At 59.6% G+C, this 20,182-nt stretch carries 20 protein-coding genes; 8 read left to right on the forward strand and 12 right to left on the reverse strand.

Annotated elements, in window-relative coordinates; all coding sequences use genetic code 11:
- Positions 1–231 precede the first annotated feature (231 nt).
- The gene (locus NW843_RS02165) at positions 232–1,119 is read left to right on the forward strand and encodes a hypothetical protein (RefSeq protein WP_414521983.1); all 888 of its coding nucleotides are present in this window, start codon (positions 232–234) and stop codon (positions 1,117–1,119) included.
- 13 nt (positions 1,120–1,132) lie between these two features.
- Here NW843_RS02165 and NW843_RS02170 read toward each other — a convergent pair whose 3' ends face one another.
- The 4 genes from NW843_RS02170 to NW843_RS02185 all read right to left on the reverse strand — a co-directional run bounded on the left by NW843_RS02170 (position 1,133) and on the right by NW843_RS02185 (position 6,469).
- On the reverse strand, positions 1,133–2,359 hold the full coding sequence (locus tag NW843_RS02170) for a DUF3326 domain-containing protein (protein WP_414521984.1): 1,227 nt from the start codon (positions 2,357–2,359) through the stop codon (positions 1,133–1,135).
- Positions 2,360–2,445: 86 nt separating this feature from the next.
- Complete coding sequence (gene hemG / locus NW843_RS02175) at positions 2,446–4,005, reverse strand: protoporphyrinogen oxidase (RefSeq protein ID WP_414521985.1); 1,560 nt, start codon at positions 4,003–4,005, stop codon at positions 2,446–2,448.
- A 118-nt stretch (positions 4,006–4,123) separates the two neighbouring features.
- Entirely contained in the window at positions 4,124–5,503 is a 1,380-nt protein-coding gene (locus NW843_RS02180; RefSeq protein WP_414374915.1) for a homoserine dehydrogenase, read from the reverse strand.
- Positions 5,504–5,677: 174 nt separating this feature from the next.
- Complete coding sequence (locus tag NW843_RS02185) at positions 5,678–6,469, reverse strand: GvpL/GvpF family gas vesicle protein (protein ID WP_414521986.1); 792 nt, start codon at positions 6,467–6,469, stop codon at positions 5,678–5,680.
- A gap of 249 nt (positions 6,470–6,718) precedes the next feature.
- Here NW843_RS02185 and NW843_RS02190 point away from each other — a divergent pair, with 249 nt between their 5' ends.
- Positions 6,719–7,345 (forward strand): DUF3318 domain-containing protein, encoded by a 627-nt coding sequence (locus NW843_RS02190; protein WP_414349678.1) that lies wholly within the window; start codon positions 6,719–6,721, stop codon positions 7,343–7,345.
- On the opposite strand, the gene surE is transcribed toward NW843_RS02190, so the two are convergent.
- Positions 7,268–8,074 carry a 5'/3'-nucleotidase SurE gene (gene surE / locus NW843_RS02195; RefSeq protein ID WP_414521987.1) on the reverse strand — a complete coding sequence of 269 codons (807 nt, stop codon included), beginning with the start codon at positions 8,072–8,074 and terminating at the stop codon, positions 7,268–7,270. The genes NW843_RS02190 and surE overlap by 78 nt on opposite strands.
- Before the next feature lie 175 nt (positions 8,075–8,249).
- On the opposite strand from surE, the gene gap reads away from it, so the two are divergent.
- Positions 8,250–9,266, forward strand: a complete 1,017-nt coding sequence (gene gap / locus NW843_RS02200; protein ID WP_414521988.1) for a type I glyceraldehyde-3-phosphate dehydrogenase — start codon at positions 8,250–8,252, stop codon at positions 9,264–9,266.
- 132 nt (positions 9,267–9,398) lie between these two features.
- Here the strand turns inward: gap and NW843_RS02205 are convergent, their stop codons facing one another.
- From NW843_RS02205 to NW843_RS02225, 5 genes are all read right to left on the reverse strand, one after another.
- The gene (locus NW843_RS02205) at positions 9,399–10,697 is read right to left on the reverse strand and encodes an AmpG family muropeptide MFS transporter (RefSeq protein WP_414521989.1); all 1,299 of its coding nucleotides are present in this window, start codon (positions 10,695–10,697) and stop codon (positions 9,399–9,401) included.
- A gap of 313 nt (positions 10,698–11,010) precedes the next feature.
- Positions 11,011–11,979 (reverse strand): Gfo/Idh/MocA family protein, encoded by a 969-nt coding sequence (locus NW843_RS02210; protein WP_414521996.1) that lies wholly within the window; start codon positions 11,977–11,979, stop codon positions 11,011–11,013.
- Positions 11,980–12,159: 180 nt separating this feature from the next.
- Entirely contained in the window at positions 12,160–12,810 is a 651-nt protein-coding gene (locus tag NW843_RS02215) for a (2Fe-2S) ferredoxin domain-containing protein (protein WP_414521990.1), read from the reverse strand.
- Positions 12,794–13,072, reverse strand: coding sequence for an Asr1405/Asl0597 family protein (locus NW843_RS02220; RefSeq protein WP_414521991.1), 279 nt, complete (start codon positions 13,070–13,072; stop codon positions 12,794–12,796). The genes NW843_RS02215 and NW843_RS02220 overlap by 17 nt, the downstream gene beginning before the upstream one ends.
- A gap of 123 nt (positions 13,073–13,195) precedes the next feature.
- The gene (locus NW843_RS02225; RefSeq protein ID WP_414521992.1) at positions 13,196–13,747 is read right to left on the reverse strand and encodes a Dps family protein; all 552 of its coding nucleotides are present in this window, start codon (positions 13,745–13,747) and stop codon (positions 13,196–13,198) included.
- Positions 13,748–14,169: 422 nt separating this feature from the next.
- On the opposite strand from NW843_RS02225, the gene NW843_RS02230 reads away from it, so the two are divergent.
- Positions 14,170–15,297, forward strand: coding sequence for a YcjF family protein (locus NW843_RS02230; protein WP_414343203.1), 1,128 nt, complete (start codon positions 14,170–14,172; stop codon positions 15,295–15,297).
- On the opposite strand, the gene NW843_RS02235 is transcribed toward NW843_RS02230, so the two are convergent.
- Positions 15,289–16,269 carry a glycosyltransferase family 2 protein gene (locus NW843_RS02235; protein WP_414521993.1) on the reverse strand — a complete coding sequence of 327 codons (981 nt, stop codon included), beginning with the start codon at positions 16,267–16,269 and terminating at the stop codon, positions 15,289–15,291. The two genes, NW843_RS02230 and NW843_RS02235, sit on opposite strands and share 9 nt — an antisense overlap.
- Before the next feature lie 76 nt (positions 16,270–16,345).
- Positions 16,346–17,236, reverse strand: coding sequence for an Hsp33 family molecular chaperone HslO (gene hslO, locus NW843_RS02240; protein ID WP_414328989.1), 891 nt, complete (start codon positions 17,234–17,236; stop codon positions 16,346–16,348).
- 342 nt (positions 17,237–17,578) lie between these two features.
- Between hslO and NW843_RS02245 the strand changes: the two genes are divergently transcribed.
- The 4 genes from NW843_RS02245 to NW843_RS02260 all read left to right on the forward strand — a co-directional run bounded on the left by NW843_RS02245 (position 17,579) and on the right by NW843_RS02260 (position 20,145).
- On the forward strand, positions 17,579–18,064 hold the full coding sequence (locus NW843_RS02245) for an allophycocyanin (protein ID WP_414331342.1): 486 nt from the start codon (positions 17,579–17,581) through the stop codon (positions 18,062–18,064).
- 63 nt (positions 18,065–18,127) lie between these two features.
- Positions 18,128–18,613 (forward strand): allophycocyanin subunit beta, encoded by a 486-nt coding sequence (gene apcB / locus NW843_RS02250; RefSeq protein WP_011433054.1) that lies wholly within the window; start codon positions 18,128–18,130, stop codon positions 18,611–18,613.
- 166 nt (positions 18,614–18,779) lie between these two features.
- Positions 18,780–18,983 (forward strand): phycobilisome linker polypeptide, encoded by a 204-nt coding sequence (locus NW843_RS02255; RefSeq protein WP_011433055.1) that lies wholly within the window; start codon positions 18,780–18,782, stop codon positions 18,981–18,983.
- Between the two features lie 133 nt (positions 18,984–19,116).
- A complete protein-coding gene (locus NW843_RS02260; protein ID WP_011433056.1) occupies positions 19,117–20,145 on the forward strand; it encodes an ATP-binding cassette domain-containing protein in 1,029 nt (342 codons plus the stop codon).
- Positions 20,146–20,182 lie beyond the last annotated feature (37 nt).

Raw genomic sequence — 20,182 nt, forward strand, 5'->3', positions numbered from 1 at the left:
CAAAATAATCCGCCGCTTCTCTCGGTTTTACATACCTAGCCATACCAAGCAGCCATACTGAACATACTGTACATTATTTTCAGTATAGTCCAGCGTATCATTGACTAGAGTCATGCTCTTCTACGTCGCGGTTCCCCTGCCCATGGCAACAACCCCGGCGGAGGCGGGACGGAGTAGGATGCTACCTTGGCAAAGATCCTTTGGAGAGCAGGGATGAAGCAGCAGAGGGGAATGGCTCGGCACGAGAGGTGGGCGGTGGGCCTGTTGGCGATCTGGGTTTGGCTGAGCTGGGGGATGGGGGCCTGGTCTGCTCCCCTTTGTCGGGATCCCCTCTTGCTGCGGCAGATCTTGGCAGCTCTGGGCCGCCCGGAGGTGAAGGTAGAGGAGGTGGCCCTTTTTGATTCGGATCAGTGCCTTGTCCAACTGGTGCTGGATCGTCAGGGGTTGAGCGGATCCCTGCCGCCCGAAATAGGCCAATTTCGCCGGTTGCGAGCCTTGTCCCTCAGCCACAACCAACTTTCCGGCCCCCTGCCGCCCGAGCTGGGGCAACTCAGCCAGTTGGAAAACCTGTTTCTCGACTACAACGAATTCTCCGGCTCCATTCCAGCCGAGCTGGGGCAGCTGCGCAACCTGCGCGGCCTGTTTTTGGATCACAACCAGCTCTCTGGGCCTATTCCCCCCCAACTGGGGCAACTGCACCATCTGGAAAACCTCATCCTGCAAAACAACCGCCTCAGCGGCACCCTTCCCGGCCAACTGGGCCAGATGAGCTCCCTCAAGGGCCTGTTTTTGGATCGCAATCAGCTCTCTGGGCCTATTCCCCCCCAACTGGGGCAACTGCGCCACCTGGAAAACCTCTACCTGTCGGACAATCGCCTCAGCGGATCCCTGCCCCCCGAGCTGGCTCAGCTGAATCAGTTGCGGGATCTGCGCCTGGCACGTAACCAATTCACGGGAGAACTGCCGACCTTTTTGGCAGAACTGCCCCGACTGGAGCGGCTGCACATCGAGGGAAACCCCGGCCTCTGCTTGCCGGCCGCCCTGTCGGAGTGGTTTGCCGGCCTAAACCCAGCGGATCCCCTGCCGGCTCCCCTCTGCTCATGGACTCCGTCCCGCTAACGCGACCGGTAGCCTACTGGGACTCCGTCCCGCTATCGCGAAAGGACTCTGTCCCACTATTGTGCTCTGCACCGCTGTCACGAACGCAACAGCGTCGCGTAGCAATAACGGCGCAAGTGTGGGATCCCAGCTTTTCCGGGGGGGAGGGGGAGAGCCGTAGCGACGACCAGGCCACTCCTGCTCGGTGGGCCACCACCACTCCAATCGCCTCTAGATAGGAGGTTACCGATACATGAGGGATCCCCAACTGGCGGGGATGCACCTGCATCACGGTGGTGTTTTCCTCGACGGCAATGAAAAGCGGAGGACGGGCAAGGACTCCGTCCGTTCGCGTCAGCGGCGGAGCATTGTGGTGGGGTCGCGACAGCGTTGCGCCGCAATAACGGCTGGCCAGGTGCAGCAAGCCAGGCCCCCCAAAGGCAGTGGCCGGGGCAATGACGCTGTCCACCTGCTCTGCTGTCAGGTCGCCCGGTTGGGCGGGATCCCCGCTCTTGACGAACTGGGGAGCGTAGCTGAGGCCCACCAAAACCGAAGGCAAGAAGGTAAACCCCACCTCTTCAGCAGCAGCGCGGGGGTGAACCGGCTTGGGGAAAGTCTCAGGGTAGAAAGCGGGGGCATGGGCACAAGGGATCCGCAACTCCCGCACCACCAGGTGGCTGATCAGGGCTTCGACGCCGGCCAGGGGATCCACCCCCCTTCCCTGCTCGTACTGGCTGAAGTCCAAGTCATCCGGAAAGCGGGCCACCACGGCAATGGCCTCTGCCCCCAGGCGAACCAGCTCCTGGGCAGTCTCCAAGAGAGCATCGGGCCGGGCTAGGGATCCCTGGCTGGCTCCTGAGGGGGAGAAGCCGACGGAAACGCCCAAGGGTTGGCGGGTCAAGCGCCAGGGGCCAATGTTGAGCCCCAAGGTGGCCTGAGCAGCCTGCATCACCTGCAGGTGGCGTTGTTGCAGATCGGGGGGGATCCCGGCATCCAGCACCACCCCAACACAGTTTTGGCGCACTGGCCGCAAATTCCACACTCCCGCACAGAACTGATCCAGGCCGTACCCTTCCACATACAACACATTCCCCATCGGCCAAAACAAACTGGCTCCGTTTAACACGTTGGGATGGGTGATGACCCGCTCTGCGGCTGCTGCCAGAGTGCGGGCAACAGGCAGGGCATCCCCGGCAAAACCACCGATGCGGGCACCAATGCCGGTGGGGATGAGCAGGAGGCTGGTGTAGGGGTGGCTCATAGTGCTCCGCACCACTGTCGTGAAAGTGCTCCGCACCACCATCGTGTTCGCGAAAGCGTCGCGTAGCGATAAAGTGCCCTGCACCGCTAACGCCGGACAGACAGGATCTGCTGGGCTAGGGCCTCGGCCCGCCGCACACAATCTCCCAAGGCCACGCCATCCAGGTAGTTGGCACACACCCACACCCCTGGGGTTTGGTCGGCCAGGCTGGCCTGCAATTGGGCAATCCGCTGCCGGTGGCCAAGCGTATATTGCGGGATAGCCTGGGGCCACAGGCGCTCTCCCAGGCGGATGGGTTCGACAGGGCGGGTGAGCAGGATCTGGCTGAGTTCTGCATGCACAATTTGGGCCCGCTCGTCAGGGGAGAGCGCCGTAATGGGCGGGATCCCTTTCTGGCGGGCAAAAGCCGCATCGGTAGCTCCCCCGATGAAGCTGATCAGGCAGTGATAGCCCTGAGGAGCCCGCTCTGGGAAGAGGGAGGAGGCCCAGATGGTGCCCAGGGTGCGCAGGCCCTGAGAGCGAGGGATCAGATGGCCAAACCCTCGCAGCGGTTGGGGGAGGGCTTCTTCTGGATAGGCCAAAGCCACCACCGCCACAGGCGGGTAGGGGATTTCCCTCAGCAGCCGGCTGGCCTGGGGGTTGAGATCCTGCAGGAGGGTGGCAGCAGCGTAGGCAGGGAGGGTGAGCACCACCTGTTGAGCCGCCACCCAGTGGATTTCTTCTGGGGCCGTGTGCTCTGCACCGCTGTCGTGTATGACGAAGCCCACCCGGTAGCCCGTCTCATCCCGCTTGAGATGCACAGCCCGCCAGCCCAGCCGCAGCGCACTGCCCAGTTTCTGGGCAATCGCCTCAGGTAGCTGCTGCAACCCCTGCCGCAGGTTACCCAGTTGGCCCCGCTTGGGAGGAGGTTGGATAGGGGAGTTGCCGCTGTCCTGGTGACGGGTTCGCGGGAGCGTCGCGTAGCGATAACGGCTGCGCAAAGCCTGCACAGCACCGGCAAAGAGGCTGCCGTAGCGTTCTTCCAAGCCGGCAATGCGGGGGAAGGCTGCCAAGGCGCTGAGCTGATCCGGATCCCCGGCATACACCCCTGAGGTGAAAGGTTCGACCAGCCGCTCTACCACCTCGGATCCCAGTTGCCGCCGGAAGAATTGCCGCACCGTTTCCTCTTTGCCCGGCGGTGGCGCGACAAACCCCAACAACCCACGTAAGGCCCGCAACTTGCCGCCCACGCTCAACAGCCGCGAGCCAATTGCCGCAGAAGGGCTCAGGGGCACCGGCAGCAGCTCTTTTTCCCAGTAGATGTAGCGGGGCAACTGGGCATCGGCCAGCACCAGTTGAGAGGACTCCGTCCCGCTGTCTCGACCGGCCAAGCCCACCTCGGCGATCAGGTTGAGCAAAGGGAGGGTGGGAGTGAAGCTGTTGGGGCCCTCTTCCCAGCGATAGCCGCCTCCGGATTGGGTGGAGATACAGCCCCCCACGCGGGAGCTGGCCTCGGCCAGGAGCACCGGCTGGGTGGAGTCATCCCTGGAGGATAGGCCCTGTTGCAGTCGCAAGGCTAACGTTAGGCCGCTGATGCCCGCCCCGACCACCACCACCTCGGCCTGCGAGGGCTGCGTCCCGCTAAAGTGCTCAACAGAAGAGTTCATCTTTTGGGTTCCAACGGGGTTTTCAATCCTCAAGAGTCAAACAATTATGCTCTGAGCCGCTCCCCGTCCCACCAGCGCGTTCGCGTCAGCGGTGCGGAGCATTTTGGATCTATAGCAGCTAGCGCAGCACCCGAAATAGGCTGGGGATCCCGGCCACCTGGGGCAGTTGTTGGATCTCGGCCAGCGCCTGTCGGCAATCGGCCTCGCGGACGGTGTGGGTGAGGATGACGATCTCCGCCTGCTCTTGGTGACATTCCTTTTGGGTAATGCTCTCCAGGCTAACCCGGTGGCGGCCAAAGCAGGTGCCAATCGCCCCCATCACCCCCGGCTGATCCTGGGCCAATACCCGCACGTAAAACTCCGACTCCAATTCCGAGAGAGGGATCAAAGAGGCGGCAGCAGGAAAGCAGGGGAATCCCCACAGCGGATTGGGGGTATGAGCCCCCGTTTGCCGGTGGGCAATCAGGGTCAGCAGATCGCCGACAACGGCGCTGGCAGTCGGCCCCCGCCCCGCCCCCGGCCCCGACAGCACCACCTGACCCAAGGGATCCCCCTGCACCAAAACGGCATTGTCCACGCCGTTGATGTTGGCCAAGGGGTGGGTAGAGGGCAGAAGGGTGGGGTGAACTCGGATGTCCAAGGCCATCGTGTTGCTCCGCAACGCTGTCGCGACCGCCCCTTCCCCGTCATCCAAGGGCTCCGCCCCGCTAGCGCGAACAGGATGGGCCCTTGCTGCTCCGCAATGCTGACGCAACTGGGCGATGGCCAAGAGCTTGAAGGTGTAGCCCCACTCGCGGGCATAGCGAATGTCGGTGGGGCTGATGCCGCGGATCCCTTCGCAGGGGATGGCTTCCCGCTTCACAGACACCCCGAAAGCAAGGCTGGCCAAAATGGCGATCTTGTCGGCGGCATCCCAACCTTCCACATCGGCGCTGGGATCCGCTTCGGCGTAGCCGTGGGCCTGGGCCAGGGCCAGGGCTTCCTCAAATGAGCTGGCCGCCTGGGTCATCTGGCTGAGGATGAAGTTGGTGGTGCCGTTCACAATGCCCCAGACCGCCTGGATGTGGCTGGCCTGCAGGGACTGTTGCAAGGGCTGCAGAATGGGGATCCCGCCCCCAACTGCCGCTTCCAAGAGCACCGAGACTTTGGCTTGGGCTGCCGCCTGAAAGATCTCCTCCCCGTGGCGGGCGATCACCGCTTTGTTGGCTGTGATCACCGGTTTGCCGTGGTCAAGGGCTTTTAAGATCAAGGTGCGGGCCGGCTCCAAGCCCCCCATCAGCTCGATGACCACGTCGATTTCCGGATCCGACACGATTTGCTCCAGATTGGTGGTCAGGCGCTCAGGCGGGATCCGCACTTGCCGTGGCTTGTCCAAAGAGCGCACCCCCACCGCCGCAATCTCAACCGACTGCAAGAGAGGATGCCGGGGTTGCTGCAGAATTTGCACAACACCCGTGCCAACCGTGCCCAGCCCCAATAGCCCAACTCGATAGACCACAACTGTTCCTCTTGCCTGCTCATGCCCTGTGAGGGCTCTGCCCCGCTGACGGGAAGGGGAAGCGGACGGACTCCCCTCACCATTATCAAGCTTAGATCTACGCTCTGCTAACGCGACCGCGATCCTCGTGCGGAGCACTTTGAACGGTGTCGGCCACTCCAAAGTTGGGATCTATCACCTGTCGGCCAGGGGATCCCGCAGGGCACGGACAAAGTGATAAGGGGGCAAAGGGGCGCTCCAATCCAGTTGCCAATGGGGGTGCTGATCCAGCCAGGTTTGGGTGAGCTGAGCGGCGGCTTCCCACTCGGCAGGGGTGAGCAAAAAGTAAAGCCGCAAGGCTTCTCCTGGCTGGGGATCCCCCCTTTGCACAGGCCAGGTGGAAGGCCAAAGCTGCTGTAGGGCTTGCTGCTCCTGCTCTTGCTGCTCTTGGGCTTGTCGTTGCTGGAGATAAGCTTGCTTGCGGGCCAACAGATAGGCTGTTCCGCTCAGGGAGGACTGTGGCTCCGGTTGGGGCTGAGGTCGAACCCTTCCTTTGAGACAATACTCGGCCCGCCCCCCAATGGCTGCCAGGGCTTGTTCGTATTCCGCTTGCCGGGACAGCAGGTGGGATCCCAGCCTTTCTGCTGAGAGAAAGCAGGTGCCAAAGCGCAGGGGCAGCACCGGCATCTGGGCGAACAGCCGGCAGATCACCTGGTCGTGGCGCAGGGCAGAACGCACCAACACCTCATCCGAGACTTGCAGCGACTCCGGATCCGGCATCGGCTCCACAGCAGCGGCAATTCGGCTGCCTGCCGGGGAGAACACCTGCACCGACCGATGGATCCCCTCGGTTTGCCGGATGAAGGGCAAAAGTTCTGGAGCTGGCTGCGGGAAGAAGGCGTAGGTGTAAAGGGGGCTGTTGATACTCTGCTCATTCCCGTCAGCAGTACGGAGCACTTGGGGTTCTGGCTGAGCTGGGAAGGTCATGGTCTCGGATTTAAGACGAGTAGGTAAGACGGGTAGGCTCGCCTTCCCAGTCTACGCAACCTAGGATTGGGATCTTTGAAACCTACAGGGTTCCACCTATAGAGTTCCACGGCCAGAGTTCCACGGCCAGCCTGGAGATGCGATAGACTAACCTCGCATTGGTTCTACACAGGGCTGTGGTGTCGGGGGCCGGAACAGCGCCCGTGTTCAGGCGGGCTCCCCGCCTCAATGCCCCTAACAGGTGAGGCCATGAACAGCCGCCCAGATTTCAAATCCTTTGAAAAAGAAGAAACCGAACGGTTGCGGGATCTGCTCCCCGCTTCCTTCCGACCCTTGATCAGCGTCGTTCCCCACTTCGGGGGTGAAGCCCTGCTCATCTCCCGCCGCAAAGCCCCTTGGCAGCCCCAGGGCACCATCGCCATCGATTTTCGCCGTTGGCAAGGGATCCCTCAGCCACAGCGGGATCTGTTGTTTCTGCGGGAGGTGGGCTGGCTGGGCAATCGCAACTGGCTGCAGCCGGGGTTTTACCAGTCGCTGGCCTTGTTCGGGGGCATCACCACCGTGGCGGAGCTCTCTTTGCAGCACCCTTTTTCCGCTCTGTTGGCAGGTGGCATTACGGCTCTCTCCGTCCGGCAGATCTGGCAAAACCTGAACCGGGAGAGCGCCCATTTCGACGCCGATGAATTTGCCCTGCGCCGTGCTCAGTTTCGCGGCTACACCCGACAGGAGGCCGCTCAACACCTGGCAGATGCCATAGAACAGGTTCTGAAGCTGGATCCCACCGATATCCTGACGGCGCTACGGCTGCAACGGCTGAGAACCATTGCCCGCAACCTGGCTTCTACCCCCCCCAGCGGAAACGCCTGGTCGCGTTAGCGGGACGGAGTCCTTGGCCAGTTGCACTTGGGTGATGGCCACCCGACCGGAGAAGCAGATGTCGGTATCGGTTTGGGGATCCCGAGCGCGCTCCGCATAGCGGCCCCGATAGCGAAACCACAGCGACTCTGCCCCATTTCCCTCGGCTTCCACTGCATAATCGAGCGGCAGGGGTTGGGTGCAGAGGGGACAATAAACCCGCTCCGGCAGAGGGGATCCGGCGGGCAAGTGAGGCAGGTTCACATTCCAAAACGCCCCCCTGGGCAGGGGTTGTTCCATCAGCTCCGCCAAGATTTCCCGCGTCCACCGCTGGGCTTGCTCCCAGTCGATGGGTTGGCCCCCTGCTCGGTATTGGGAAATGGCAATTCCCGGGATCCCGCGCATCGCTGCTTCCCGTACCGCCGCCACCGTTCCCGACAGGTACACATCCGATCCAAGATTTCCCCCCTCGTTGATACCGGAAAGCACCCAATCCACCGCTGGGGCCAGCTTGAATAGGGCCACCCGCACACAGTCGGCAGGGGATCCCTCGACGGCAAAGGTGCGCTCGCCGCGGGCCAAGGCCCGAAAAGGTCGCCCCGTCGTCACCTGGTGGCTGCAGCCGGAAATCGGTTGGTGGGGGGCCACAATCCAACAGTGTTCTTCCGGGATGAGAGAGTTGAGGGCCAACTTGAGGTTGGCCAGCCCGGCAGCCTCGATGCCGTCATCGTTGGTCAGCAATACCTTCATTCCTACTTTTCCCTTCTGCCGGCAACTTCTTGGGTGAGTCCCAGTGGCAAATCTGGAGATCTTGGGTGCAAAAGCGATGGGGATCCCGTTCTTCTTTTACCCTATCCCTAGGGGGGCAGCGTCTCCCATGCCGCGTCCCCTGATCCATCGTATAAACTGATACCGGAGGATTGCGATGACCACACGGGTAGCCATTAACGGATTTGGTCGCATTGGGCGGGCCTTCCTGCGGGTGCTGCTGTCTCAGCCAGCTCGGGAGCTGGAGGTGGTGGCAGTCAATGACCTGACCGAACCCGACAACTTGGCCTACCTGCTCCAGTTCGACTCGGCCTATGGGCGCCTGCCCCAAACCGTGAGCGCGGTGAACGGACATCTGCAAATCGGCAGCCACCTTAAAGTCCGGGTTTTGGCAGAGCGGGATCCGGCACAACTGCCCTGGAAAGATCTGGGGGTTGACCTGGTGGTGGAATCGACCGGCTTGTTCACCAAACGAGACGGGGCCGCCAAACACCTGGAGGCCGGGGCCAAAAAGGTGATCATCTCTGCTCCTGCCAAAGGCCCCGACTTGACGGTGGTGATGGGGGTCAACGATGACCAATACGACCCAGAGCGGCATCACATCATCTCCAATGCTTCCTGCACCACCAACTGCTTGGCGCCGCTGGCCAAGGTTTTGTTGGATCGCTTCGGCATCGAGACCGGCTTTCTCACCACTTGCCATGCCTATACCGCCACTCAGGCAATTGTGGATCGCCCGGATCCCAAAGATTATCGGCGGGGCCGCTCAGCAGCAGTGTCGATCGTGCCTTCCACCACCGGGGCCGCCACGGCAGTGGCCGAGGTTTTGCCCGCCCTGAGAGGGAAGATGGATGGCCTGGCGCTGCGGGTGCCCACCTTGACCGGCTCGATTGTGGACTTTGTGGTGCGTACCGAGCAGCCCATCACCAAAGAAGCCGTCAACCAAGCCTTTGTCGAGGCTGCAGAAGGCCCGCTGCGCGGCATCCTGGCCATTGCTCCACCGGAGATCGTCTCGGCGGATATCGTCGGGGATCCCCACTCTTCCATTGTGGATTTGGGATCCACCCTGACCTTAGGGGATCGCACAGTGAAGGTGCTCTCCTGGTACGACAACGAGTACGGCTATGCCGCGCGGCTGGTGGATCTGGCGGCCAAAATCGGGGCTGCGCTGTAGGCAACCATCCCCGTTGCGTTCAAGGCAAGGCTACCGTCAGCAGCGAAGAAAGCAGGGCAGAGATAACGGGCTGCTCATTCGCCACCATGGGGTGGAAAGGCCAACGGTAGACACAGACGGCTGGAGGGGCAGCTACGGTTCAGAGGCTTCCCCTTTTGCAGCCGTGGCCAGGGCTGCAGTCGATGAAGGGGGGCCAAGCCACAGTAGGATCACCATCGCCGGAGCAGCTGTCATCGCTGTAATCAAATAAAACAAAGGCCAATTGACTGCAGCCGCCAAATAGCCCGACACGGCCCCGGCCAAGGTTCCCCCCACGGCAAATACACTGGTGAGCAAAGCATACTGGGTGGCACTAAATTGCCGATCGCAAAGGCTCATCAAAAAAGCCAGAAAAGCAGCCGTGCCCATGCCCCCAGCCATGTTGTCGAAAACGGTTGCCCCCAGCAGCAGCGGATAGTTTTGCCCCACCAACCCAATCGCTCCCAGGCCCAAATTGCCGATCCCTTGCAAGGCTGCGAAAATGAACAGGCAGCGGTAGGTGCCGATGCGGCTGACCCACTCCCCCCCCACAAAAGCCCCAGCCAAGGTGGCCAACAAGCCTATCCAACTGCGGATAATGCCCAGATCGCTGGTGCTAAACCCCGTCTGCAACAAAAATGTGGGGGTCATTTGCCCTGCCAAGCTGTCCGGCAACTTGAAGCAGACCACAAACAGCAGGATTGCCCAGGCCAGGCGATGCCGCCAGAAAGATTGAAATGGCTCGAGGATAGCCGCCCGCAAAGAGGTAGGCTTGAGGGCGCTGTTTTCCGGCTCAGGGGCCAAAAACGAGGTAATCAACCCGATCAACATCAGCAGCGCCATGATCCCGTACACCTGCCACCAGGGCAAATAGTCCGCCAAGATCAAGCTCACGCCACTGCTGACCAACAGCGCGATGCGGTAGCCGAATACAAAAATCGCTACCCCTGCCCCCATCTCCCGCTCCGCCAAGATATCGGTACGGTAGGCATCCACCGCGATGTCCTGAGAGGCGCTCAAAAAAGCCACCAGCAACCCCACCAGAAAGATCGGGCGGGTGAAAACCGTGATTCCCGGCCAAGTCTGGGCCAGCTCTTCCCATCCCAGAGCTTCCAGCCAGGTTTGGGTCGGATCCTGAAAACCCAGTAGCCCTATGCTGAGCAGCAACAGCACTTGGGTCAGGGCCATCCACCCCCGCCGCCGACTGCCCCGCAGGGATCCCGGTGCCGGCAACAGAAATCGATCCAGAACAGGCGACCACAAGAACTTAAAGGAGTAGGGCAAATTGAGCAGGTTAAACAAGCCGATGGCAATGGTGGTCAAGCCCGCTTGGGTCAGCCAAGCATTCAAGGTGGTGTTGATCAGCAGCAGCGGCAAACCCGAAGAAAACCCCAACAGCAGCAGAACGCCCATCTTAGAGCTGCCGTAGACGCCCAACATCCGCCTCAAGACGCTTGCCCCCGCCTCAATCATGACTAGCCCTCCCCGCCATCCTGTCTATTTTCAGGGATCCCTGTATTGCCAGTATGGTCATTTCAATTAAACTAGGGCACTGCACCCACACCTAAAACTCTGAGTGCAGCAGGCTATAGGGCTTTATCAAGGACTCCGTCCCGCTGGCGCGATCAGCAGCCCAGGCGTCTCACCTTAACCTGAAATGACCATAACATCCCAGTGAAACTCCCCATTGCGTAGCTCCCCTCTCTCAAGGGGAGAGGGACTTCCCTTAGGGCCAATCCTGAACGCAAACCACCTGCTGGGTTTGGGCAGATCGCTCGGCTGCCTCGGCCACCGCCAGGGCGTGGAGCATGTTTTCAGTATGGATATAGAGGGGTCTGCCGTGGCGCAGGTGATCCAGCACCATGCGGGTGTCTTGCTCGAACAGGCTGTGGCGGGATCCCGTCTCTAGAGGGTGGGCGCTGCCGGGCCGCAGCAACGTTGCCTCTTCGCCGTTGATCAATAGGCCCCCCCGTTGACCGTGGAACTCCAGTAGCCGCTGCGAGCACCACAGGGAATCCCCCTTGCCATAGGTCAACACCGCCAGCAACCCACTGGCAAAACTCAGCTGGGCTGTGCAGTAGCAACTGCTGTAGCGGTGGGGCAGATCCGGCCCGTCGTAGCGCAGTTGGCAGCTCACCCGTTCTACCCTGCCCAACAAGTCCACCAAGCGGTGGATGCGAGAAACGGCCCCCATGAGGGGGAAGCCAAACAACTCAGGCCGATAGGTCCAGCGATCGGGGGCGGGGTGGGTGGCGGTGAGAGTGATGTAGCGAACGGCAAACAGCTTGCCCAGCCCTTCCAGCTCTCGTTTCAGCAACCGGTGAACGCCGCTAATTAGCTCGATGTGTTCGACGTGCAGCAGCACTTGCCGCTCGGCTGCCAATTGCACCAAGGAACGCGCTTCGGCAGCGCTGAGGGCGAGGGGATATTCCACGACGGTGTGGATCCCTGCCTCCAGAGCAGCACGGGCAATGGCGGCATGATCCCGATTGATGGTACTGACAAAAACCAGATCCAGCCGCTGCTCGCCCAACAGAGAAGACCAGTCCGAATAGGCGACGGCCCCCAACTCGGCGGCAAAAGCATCGCTCCGGTCGGGAGCTCGACCGGCAACAGCGACAATCTGCACTTGCCCATCTTTGCGCAAGGCCTCGGCCCGTGAGCGAGCTGCGTAGCCGGTGCCGATGATCCCCACCCGCAAGGTTTGTTCCCTCCCCTAGCCTGCCTCTGTCTGTAGCATCACACAGGAGGGATCCTTTGTACCACCCGGCAATCCGGATCTCGCTCCGCCTAGGTTTGCCGGAAAACTCCTGCTGCACCCTTTGATTTTGTGCCTACCTCACAGAGCTGTTCGCCGGTGGGGATCCCATGGGCGTTAGGAAGAAGCTGCTGCTTCAACCTCTTGGGGTTGCGGCGAGGAAAGCGGAAAATGCCGCTCCAACAGATCCGGGATCCCTTGGGGGGAAACGCCGCTATAACGGGCTTTGTCGGGCATAAACACCACATGGGGGCCCCGTTTGCAATCTTTCATGCAGCCCACCCCCTGCACGCAAATCGAACCAGAGTAGGCGGCCAAGTGGGCGTTCAGGGCTTGCATCACCGCTCCGGCCCCACGCCGATAACAGTCGGATTTCTGGCAGACCAGCACCTTACCTTTGATGTCTGTACCTTTGATATCTCCTTTGATATCTGTGATGTTTGGAGCAACCGGTTCGGAAGCTGCCTCAGCCCCAGAAGCCGAAGACAAACCCCCCGCCCTCTCTCCGAGGGGAACCACCCGGTAAAGCACCCACTTCTCTCGCCCTTTGTGCGGATCCACCTCTCGCTCCCCACAGATCTGCACGGTGTCTCCAGGTTTGAGGGTGCGGTAGAGGGCAGAACGCAGGGGCTTGGGGATCTTGCCGGAAAAAACGTCCGCTCCGGCTTGCCAACGCAGGTACTTGAGCTTGCCGTCTTTATCGGGAAGAAATCCCAAAAACTGGCCCTCCGACTCAAACGGGATCCCTTGCTTAGGAAACTTGCTCATCTTGACCCCCAGCCTCCGTGTTGAGCTGCCAACAAGCCTCTAGGCCATCCAATAGCTCCTGTCGTCGCGCTGTGTGCTGACGGATCACGCTGCGCACCTGTAGAACAGCCAACGGAGTACTCGCCTCCACCCGCAGACGGCCATCTCCCGTACAAACTGCCGGGATCCCCAATTCCACTAACCGCCGACCGATGCGCCAGCGCTCGCCCAGAGGAATGTTCAAGAGATAGCCGCGCTCAGAGTCCAGAAAGACGGGGTTCATGGCCGGGATCAGCACCTCAGAGTAAAGAATAGTGAAGAGATGAAACAAATTCTCAATAGCCTTTCAAAAAAAAGCCAGAGGCCGGAAGCTAGGCAGGCTCAAGCCCACCTGTGGACCTTCTGGCTAGGCTCTGCCGTTCATCAAGCCGAACACCAGGCTGTCGTTGGCCAGGAAGTGATGGAGATGGAAAGCGCGATCCTCTGTTTTCAACAGGATTTGCTCGTAGAGGTAGCGAGTGGCCCGATCCCCAAGGCTCTCCGCCTGGGCTGCCTGTCGCCGCAGCAGATCGATGATGGCCTGCTCTGCCGCCAGGTCGTTCATTAACATTTGCCGCGCCCCAAAAGCTCCATCCGGCTCAGGGGTAAAACAGCAGAGCTGGGCCAAGCCGCTGAAGGTGGCTACCGGCACACCTCCCAGACCTTCCAGGCGCTCTCCCAAGTCGTGGACATGCTCCCTCACCTGCTCGTAATGATCTTTGAAAAGCTGGTGCAGCGGATAAAACTCGGTGCCCTCCACCACGAAGTGATGCTTTTGGTACTGCAAATACAGCCCCTGGAAGCTGGCCAGCAGGGCGTTCATCCCCTCGCAAACCGGCTGGGTTATCTCAGTGCCAAGCAAGACAGGATTGTCGCGCACGCTGTTGAAAGACTGGCGCAGGGTTGAAGTTTCGGACATAAAACTCTCCAGCACAAGTTAAAAGGAGCTGTGAATCCTGGAGCGCCCGCCATAGCGGGCCTGGGATCCCTGGGTATTTGCCTCCGAGTCTAGCATAGTGCAGAAAATGGCTCTTGTGAATAACTCTCAATAAACCCGTTGTTGCGGATCCCTTTGGAGTGGGATCAGGGCGCAGACAGATTGGCTCTTGGCTAGGTCAGTCTCCGGTATCGGAAGAAACTTGGCAGTAGGATCCGCCCTGAACTACCTTTGTGGGGCTATCGGCCTTAGGGGAAGAAGCAAGAAGCATGTCTCAGAAAAGCCCATCCTTCTTAGAGAAACTGACTGACCTAACCCGCCAAATTGTTGACCGTGCCCGAGGCATCCCAGAAGCTTCTGAATCTCTCGAGAAGCCAGAAGCCTTTAAGTCTTTCTGGAATTCGGTGTCTCAGATACTACAGAAGGACCTCCTAGAGGCGCAGACAGAGTTGGGCCACTGCAACATCCTGGTCATTGGCAAAAGCGGGGTGGGCAAGAGCACCTTGGTCAATGCAGTGTTTAGAGATGAGCTGGCCCGTACCGGTGTTGGCAGCCCCGTCACCCGCCACATTCGTCAGTATTCCAAGCCAGGTTGCCCAATCACCATCTACGATACACCTGGCATGGAACTAGACGGTGAACAGAATCAGCAAGTTCGCCTGGAGGTTTCCCAGCTTATCGAGGAGCTGCGCTTTAAGGATCCTGAACATCACATCCATGTTGTTTGGTACTGCCTCCACCACGAACTGAAGCGGTTGGAGGAAGTTGAACGCAAATGGCTAAAGGAGTTGGAACTCAAAGACGTTCCCGTCATCTTGGTCTTAACCCAATGCTTGGAATATCCCAATCCTGAAGAGAGCGAGTTTTTCCGGTATTTGCAGCATCAAAATTTGCCTGTCCGCTACATTGTTCCCGTTTTGGCCCGCAACAAGGCGATTAACCGGCAAATTACCATTCCTGCCCACGGGCTGGAGCACCTAATTGGCTGCACGCTAGAGCTTTTGCCGGAAGTGGCTCGCCTTGCTTTTATCCGCCAGCAATTGCTGCGGGTGGATCTCAAAGCCGAGGCTGCCTTTAAGTACGTATCAGGCTATGTGGCCAGTGCAGCGTTTATCGGGGCAGTGCCCCTTCCCTTTGCAGATGCCCCTCTGTTGGTTACAGCCCAAGCAGGCATGATTGCCAATATCAGCTTTATTTTTGGCTTCGAGGCTTCCCCTTCTTTTTACTACTCTTTGATAGCCGCTTTGGCAGGCACTACAATTACAACAGCAATCGGGCGAACGATTGTGTCCAACTTGCTGAAGATGATTCCCGGCCCGGGGATTGTAGGCAGCGCTATCCAATCCACTACGGCAGCCACCCTCACTCTCTCTCTGGGCCTGGCCTATATCGAGCTGATGAAGGCCATCGCCCGCGCCAAAATCCAAGGGATCCAGCTATCTCCAGAAGAGATGAAAGATATCTTTATACGCGAGTACCAAAGTTATGTTGCCTCGGGATCCAAAACTCTGAAAGATGACTTTTCATCCTAGCTTTTGCGTAGGTACTGAATCTAGGGCAGGGGAAGGTCGTGGGGTCTCAAACCCAAAGGTTCCATCGACCAGGTAGAGGGGGCGGCCTTTCACTTCTTCAAAAACGCGGCCTAAATACTCGCCAATCACGCCCAAGCTGATCAGCTGGATCCCGCCCAAAAACAAGATCATCACCGCTAAAGAGGCATAGCCAGGTACATCGGAGCCAAAGAGCAAGGTGCGGATGATGAGAAAAAGGCCATACAAAAAGGCTGGAACCGAGATCGCCAACCCTATGTAGCTCCACACCCGCAACGGCCAAGAGCTAAAAGAGGTGATGCCTTCTATGGCTAGGTTCCACAGCCGCCAGTAGTTCCACTGGGTTTTGCCGCGAAAGCGGGGGGCGCGATCGTAAAAAATGGCCGTTTGCCGGTAGCCCACCCAGGCAAAGATCCCTTTCATAAAGCGGGTGCGCTCTCGCAGCTGTTTAACTGCCTCCACCACCTGCCGATCCAGCAGTCGAAAATCCCCCGTATTGCGCGGGATCCGCACCTGGCTGAGTTGATCAATCAACCAATAGAAGCCGTTGGCTGTAAAGCGTTTTAGCCAGCTCTCCCCGCGGCGGCTGCGGCGCACCGCATAAACCACCTGATAGCCCTGCCGCCACTGCTGCAGCATCTCCGGGATCAGCTCCGGCGGATCTTGCAAGTCGGCATCGATGGGAACAACAGCTCGACCAGAGGCGTGATCGAGGCCGGCAGTAAGGGCGATCTCCTTGCCATAGCAACGGGAAAGGTTCACCACTTTGATACGGGGATCCCGACGATGGAAGGCAATGAGCTTTTCCAGCGTGTTGTCTTGGCTGCCATCGTTGACGCAGATAATCTCGTAGGGGATCCCCAGCGGCTCCAAGGTAAGTTGCAGGCGTTCGAACAGGTATTCCAGGTTGTCCGCCTCATTTTTGCAGGGGACAACAACCGATAATTCAACCAACTCAACCGGGGGCTCAGACAACATCGAGAGGTGTCAGAAAACAATGAGGATCCCGTAGTTGGCCATCATTTTGCCATCAGGGGGTGGCCGACATCTCCGCCACAATCGAGCGCAGCTCGTCTTCCGAGATGCGGTAGACCTCGTTGCAGAATTGGCAAACCGCTTCTGCCCCCTTGTCGGTGTGGATCATATCGAGCAACTCGTCCCGCCCCAGCATGCGCAGAGCCCCCTTCACCCGGTCGGAATTGCACTTGCAGTAGAAGCGGATGGTGCGCATTTCCGGCGCAATTTTCAGATCCAAGTCGCCCAGGCAGATTTGCAACAGCTCCCGCAAGCCGCCGCCACCAGCCAACATCGGGCTAAATTCTTCCACTTTGGCCAAACGGGCTTCCATCTCTGGGATCAGACTGGCCGGCGCCCCTGGCATCAGTTGCAACAACACTCCGCCGGCGGCACGTACCCGCTGCGAGTCAAGGTTTACCCCCAGAAGGACTGCCGAGGGAATCTGCTCTGAGGAGGAGAGGTAGTAGGTGATATCGTCTCCCACCTCTCCCGAAACCAGCTCCACCGCGCTGGTGTAGGGCTGGCCGTACCCCAGATCCCGCAGCACATGGAGGTAGCCATAGCGCCCAACGGCTTGGCCCACATCCAACTTGCTCTCGGCAGTGAGAGGAAGCTCAATGGCGGGGTTGCTCACATACCCGCGTACCGTGCCATCCAAGCCGGCATCCACCCAGATGTTGCCCAAGGGGCCATTCCCTTTCAGTTGCAGGTTAATCCGCGCCTGGCGTCGCTTCAAGTTGGCCGCCAGCAACAGGGCTGCGCTCATGGCCCGCCCCAAGGCCACTGTCGCCACATAGGAGAGCTTGTGCCGCTCCCTTGCCTCCTGTACCGCCTGGGTGGCCACCAAGCCCACCACTCGGATTTTGCCTTCTGCCGCCGTGGCCCGGATGAGGTGATCCGGCAGAGATGAGGGCGTACCCTCAGAAATACCTTTCGCTCGCTTCAATCGTTCTGACCCAGAGGCATCCGTCATCGCAACCTCAACGCATGTCTTAAACCAAGCCTGCAGGGATCCCCTGGCGACTCAGCCTTCATTCTAAGTGAGTCTAAGTGAGATTGTAGCCCCTCTCTTGCCGGACTTTGGGGAGGGAACTGCCCTGTCGGGGCGGGAATGGGACTGTCCCTTTTCTGGGAGAGATTTTAAGAAGTGTGAAGATCTGAGATGGCAGACGGCAAGCATATCGGAAAATAACTTGCGGGTATGCTCGTCATACTCTTTAAAAAATCGACTTGAGGATGGATATCCATGAGTGTTGTTACGAAATCGATTGTGAACGCGGACGCGGAGGCCCGCTACCTCAGCCCGGGGGAACTGGATCGGATCAAGTCCTTTGTTGCCTCGGGTGAGAAGCGGTTGCGCATTGCTCAAGTCTTAACCGAGTCTCGTGAGCGCATCGTCAAACAAGCTGCCGACCAGCTCTTCCAGAAGCGCCCTGACATTGTCTCTCCGGGGGGCAATGCCTACGGGGAAGAGATGACGGCGACTTGCCTGCGGGATATGGACTACTACCTGCGCCTGATCACCTATGGTGTCATTGCCGGCGATGTCACCCCAATCGAAGAGATCGGCCTGGTGGGTGTTCGCGAGATGTACAACTCTTTGGGCACACCCATTCCGGCGGTGGCCGAGAGCATTCGTCAAATGAAGCAGGTGGCCATGGGTCTGCTCTCTCCTGACGATGCGGCTGAAGCCGGCTACTACTTCGACTTTGTGGTGGGGGCAATGAGCTAATCCCTCATTGTTTTTGCCGCACAACCCTTTGCTGTTCGTCGATTTGGATTTAGGAAGCTCATCATGCAAGACGCAATTACTGCTGTAATCAACAGCTACGATGTTCAAGGCAAGTATCTGGACAGCTCGGCCATGGAGAAGTTGAAAGCCTTCTTCGCCACAGGCGAGCTGCGGGTGCGGGCGGCTGCCACCATCGCGGCCAATGCTTCCACCATCGTCAAGGATGCTGCTGCCAAGGCGTTGCTGTACTCTGATCTCACCCGTCCTGGCGGCAACATGTACACCACCCGTCGCTATGCTGCCTGCATCCGCGACATGGACTACTACCTGCGCTACGCCACCTACGCCATGCTGGCCGGGGATCCCTCCATTCTGGACGAGCGGGTGCTGAACGGGCTCAAGGAGACCTACAATTCCCTGGGAGTGCCCATTGGGGCAACCATCCAGGCCATCCAAGCCATGAAAGAGGTAACTGCCGCTCTGGTGGGTGCTGAGGCCGGCAAGGAAATGGGGGTGTACTTCGATTACATCTGCTCTGGCCTGAGCTAACTCCCGGCGTCATTGCCTCAGGGGAGGTGCATTCTTCAACGAGCACGGCGGGCGATTTGCCACAGGGATCTGGTGTGCTAGCTGAAGTACGCGAGCTTTCTGGGGTGAGTCGCCTGTTTTGCTGGTCAAGATAGCCCATTTTGTTGTTGAGCGGGGATCCCATATCATGCGCATGTTCAAGATCACGGCCTGTGTGCCCAGCCAAACCCGAATTCGCACCCAGCGGGAGCTGCAAAATACCTACTTCACCAAGCTGGTGCCCTATGAGAACTGGTTTCGGGAACAGCAGCGCATCCAGAAATCGGGTGGCCGCATCCTGAAGGTGGAGCTGGCCACGGGTAAGCCTGGGATGGACGTAGGACTGCTGTAGTTCCCCTATTCGTTCGTTGCTTTCCCTCGGATACTGAGAAATAGCCCTCTGCAGATCCGGTATGCCCAGCTCTGGAAGCTCTGTTCTTGGGGTTGGGGTAGCGGATCTGGCCGTTTTGTAGGGGTGGGGGTAGATGTTGCCTGATGTGCCGACCCGGTTGGAGCCAATCATCGCTGCCCACAACCTGAGCAAGGTTTACCCGGTGGCCGTCAAGGATCCCGGAGTGGTTGGCACCCTGCGCCACTTTTTTCGCCGCACCTATCGCCACATCCCGGCAGTGCAGTCCGTGAGCTTTCAAGTTCAGCCGGGGGAGATGGTGGGATTTTTGGGGCCCAACGGGGCGGGCAAGACCACTACCCTCAAGATGTTGACTGGTTTGATCTATCCGTCCGGCGGCACGGTGCAAGTGGTGGGTCATGTGCCCTACCGCCGGGAGCCGGCGTTTTTGCGGCAGATCACCCTGGTGATGGGGCAGAAGCAGCAGCTCATCTGGGATCTGCCGGCGATGGACTCTCTGCGCATCAACGCTGCCGTTTACGAGATCCCTGAGAAGGAGTTTCGGGAGCGGGTGGGGGAGCTGGCGGAGCTGCTCGACCTAGAAAGCAAGCTGAAGCAACCAGTGCGCAAGCTTTCCTTGGGGGAGCGGATGAAGGCGGAGCTGTTGGCGGCTCTGTTGCACCGCCCGCAGATCTTGTTTTTGGACGAGCCCACCTTGGGGTTGGATGTCAACGCCCAGGCCGGCGTGCGGCAATTTCTGCGGGATTACAACCGCCGCTATGGAGCAACGGTGCTGTTGACCAGCCATTACATGGCCGATATTACTGCGCTGTGCCAACGGGTGCTGGTCATCAACGCGGGGCAGCTCATGTACGATGGCGACCTCGAGGCATTGCTGGAGCGCTTTGCCCCCTACCGAGAGGTGAGGTTGAAATTGGCTCGCCCTTGCCCTGTTGCCCAACTGCAGCTCTATGGAGAGGTGCGCACGGACGGGGATCCGGGCAGCTGTGAGGCGCGGCTGTGGGTGCAGCGGGAGCAGCTCACCCAAACGGTGGCCAAGCTCTTGGCAGAGCTGGATGTGCTGGATCTAACGGTAACCGACCCGCCCATCGAGGAAGTGATCGGGCGGGTGTTTGCGGATGGGATCCCTTCGGCCAGCCCATAGGGTCATTTGCAACAGGGTTAGGTTGAGCGTGGGCTCC

This window comes from Synechococcus sp. R5-12 (assembly GCF_047502655.1).
Classification (GTDB): Bacteria; Cyanobacteriota; Cyanobacteriia; order Thermostichales; family Thermostichaceae; genus Thermostichus.

Coding starts and splice junctions, on each gene's coding strand:
- NW843_RS02165 (WP_414521983.1), top strand. CDS start 232: ATGGCTCGGCACGAGAGGTGGGCGGTGGGCCTGTTGGCGATCTGGGTT.
- NW843_RS02170 (WP_414521984.1), bottom strand. CDS start 2,359: ATGAGCCACCCCTACACCAGCCTCCTGCTCATCCCCACCGGCATTGGT.
- hemG (WP_414521985.1), bottom strand. CDS start 4,005: ATGAACTCTTCTGTTGAGCACTTTAGCGGGACGCAGCCCTCGCAGGCC.
- NW843_RS02185 (WP_414521986.1), bottom strand. CDS start 6,469: ATGACCTTCCCAGCTCAGCCAGAACCCCAAGTGCTCCGTACTGCTGAC.
- NW843_RS02190 (WP_414349678.1), top strand. CDS start 6,719: ATGAACAGCCGCCCAGATTTCAAATCCTTTGAAAAAGAAGAAACCGAA.
- surE (WP_414521987.1), bottom strand. CDS start 8,074: ATGAAGGTATTGCTGACCAACGATGACGGCATCGAGGCTGCCGGGCTG.
- gap (WP_414521988.1), top strand. CDS start 8,250: ATGACCACACGGGTAGCCATTAACGGATTTGGTCGCATTGGGCGGGCC.
- NW843_RS02205 (WP_414521989.1), bottom strand. CDS start 10,697: ATGGGCGTTCTGCTGCTGTTGGGGTTTTCTTCGGGTTTGCCGCTGCTG.
- NW843_RS02215 (WP_414521990.1), bottom strand. CDS start 12,810: ATGAGCAAGTTTCCTAAGCAAGGGATCCCGTTTGAGTCGGAGGGCCAG.
- NW843_RS02220 (WP_414521991.1), bottom strand. CDS start 13,072: ATGAACCCCGTCTTTCTGGACTCTGAGCGCGGCTATCTCTTGAACATT.
- NW843_RS02225 (WP_414521992.1), bottom strand. CDS start 13,747: ATGTCCGAAACTTCAACCCTGCGCCAGTCTTTCAACAGCGTGCGCGAC.
- NW843_RS02245 (WP_414331342.1), top strand. CDS start 17,579: ATGAGTGTTGTTACGAAATCGATTGTGAACGCGGACGCGGAGGCCCGC.
- apcB (WP_011433054.1), top strand. CDS start 18,128: ATGCAAGACGCAATTACTGCTGTAATCAACAGCTACGATGTTCAAGGC.
- NW843_RS02255 (WP_011433055.1), top strand. CDS start 18,780: ATGCGCATGTTCAAGATCACGGCCTGTGTGCCCAGCCAAACCCGAATT.
- NW843_RS02260 (WP_011433056.1), top strand. CDS start 19,117: ATGTTGCCTGATGTGCCGACCCGGTTGGAGCCAATCATCGCTGCCCAC.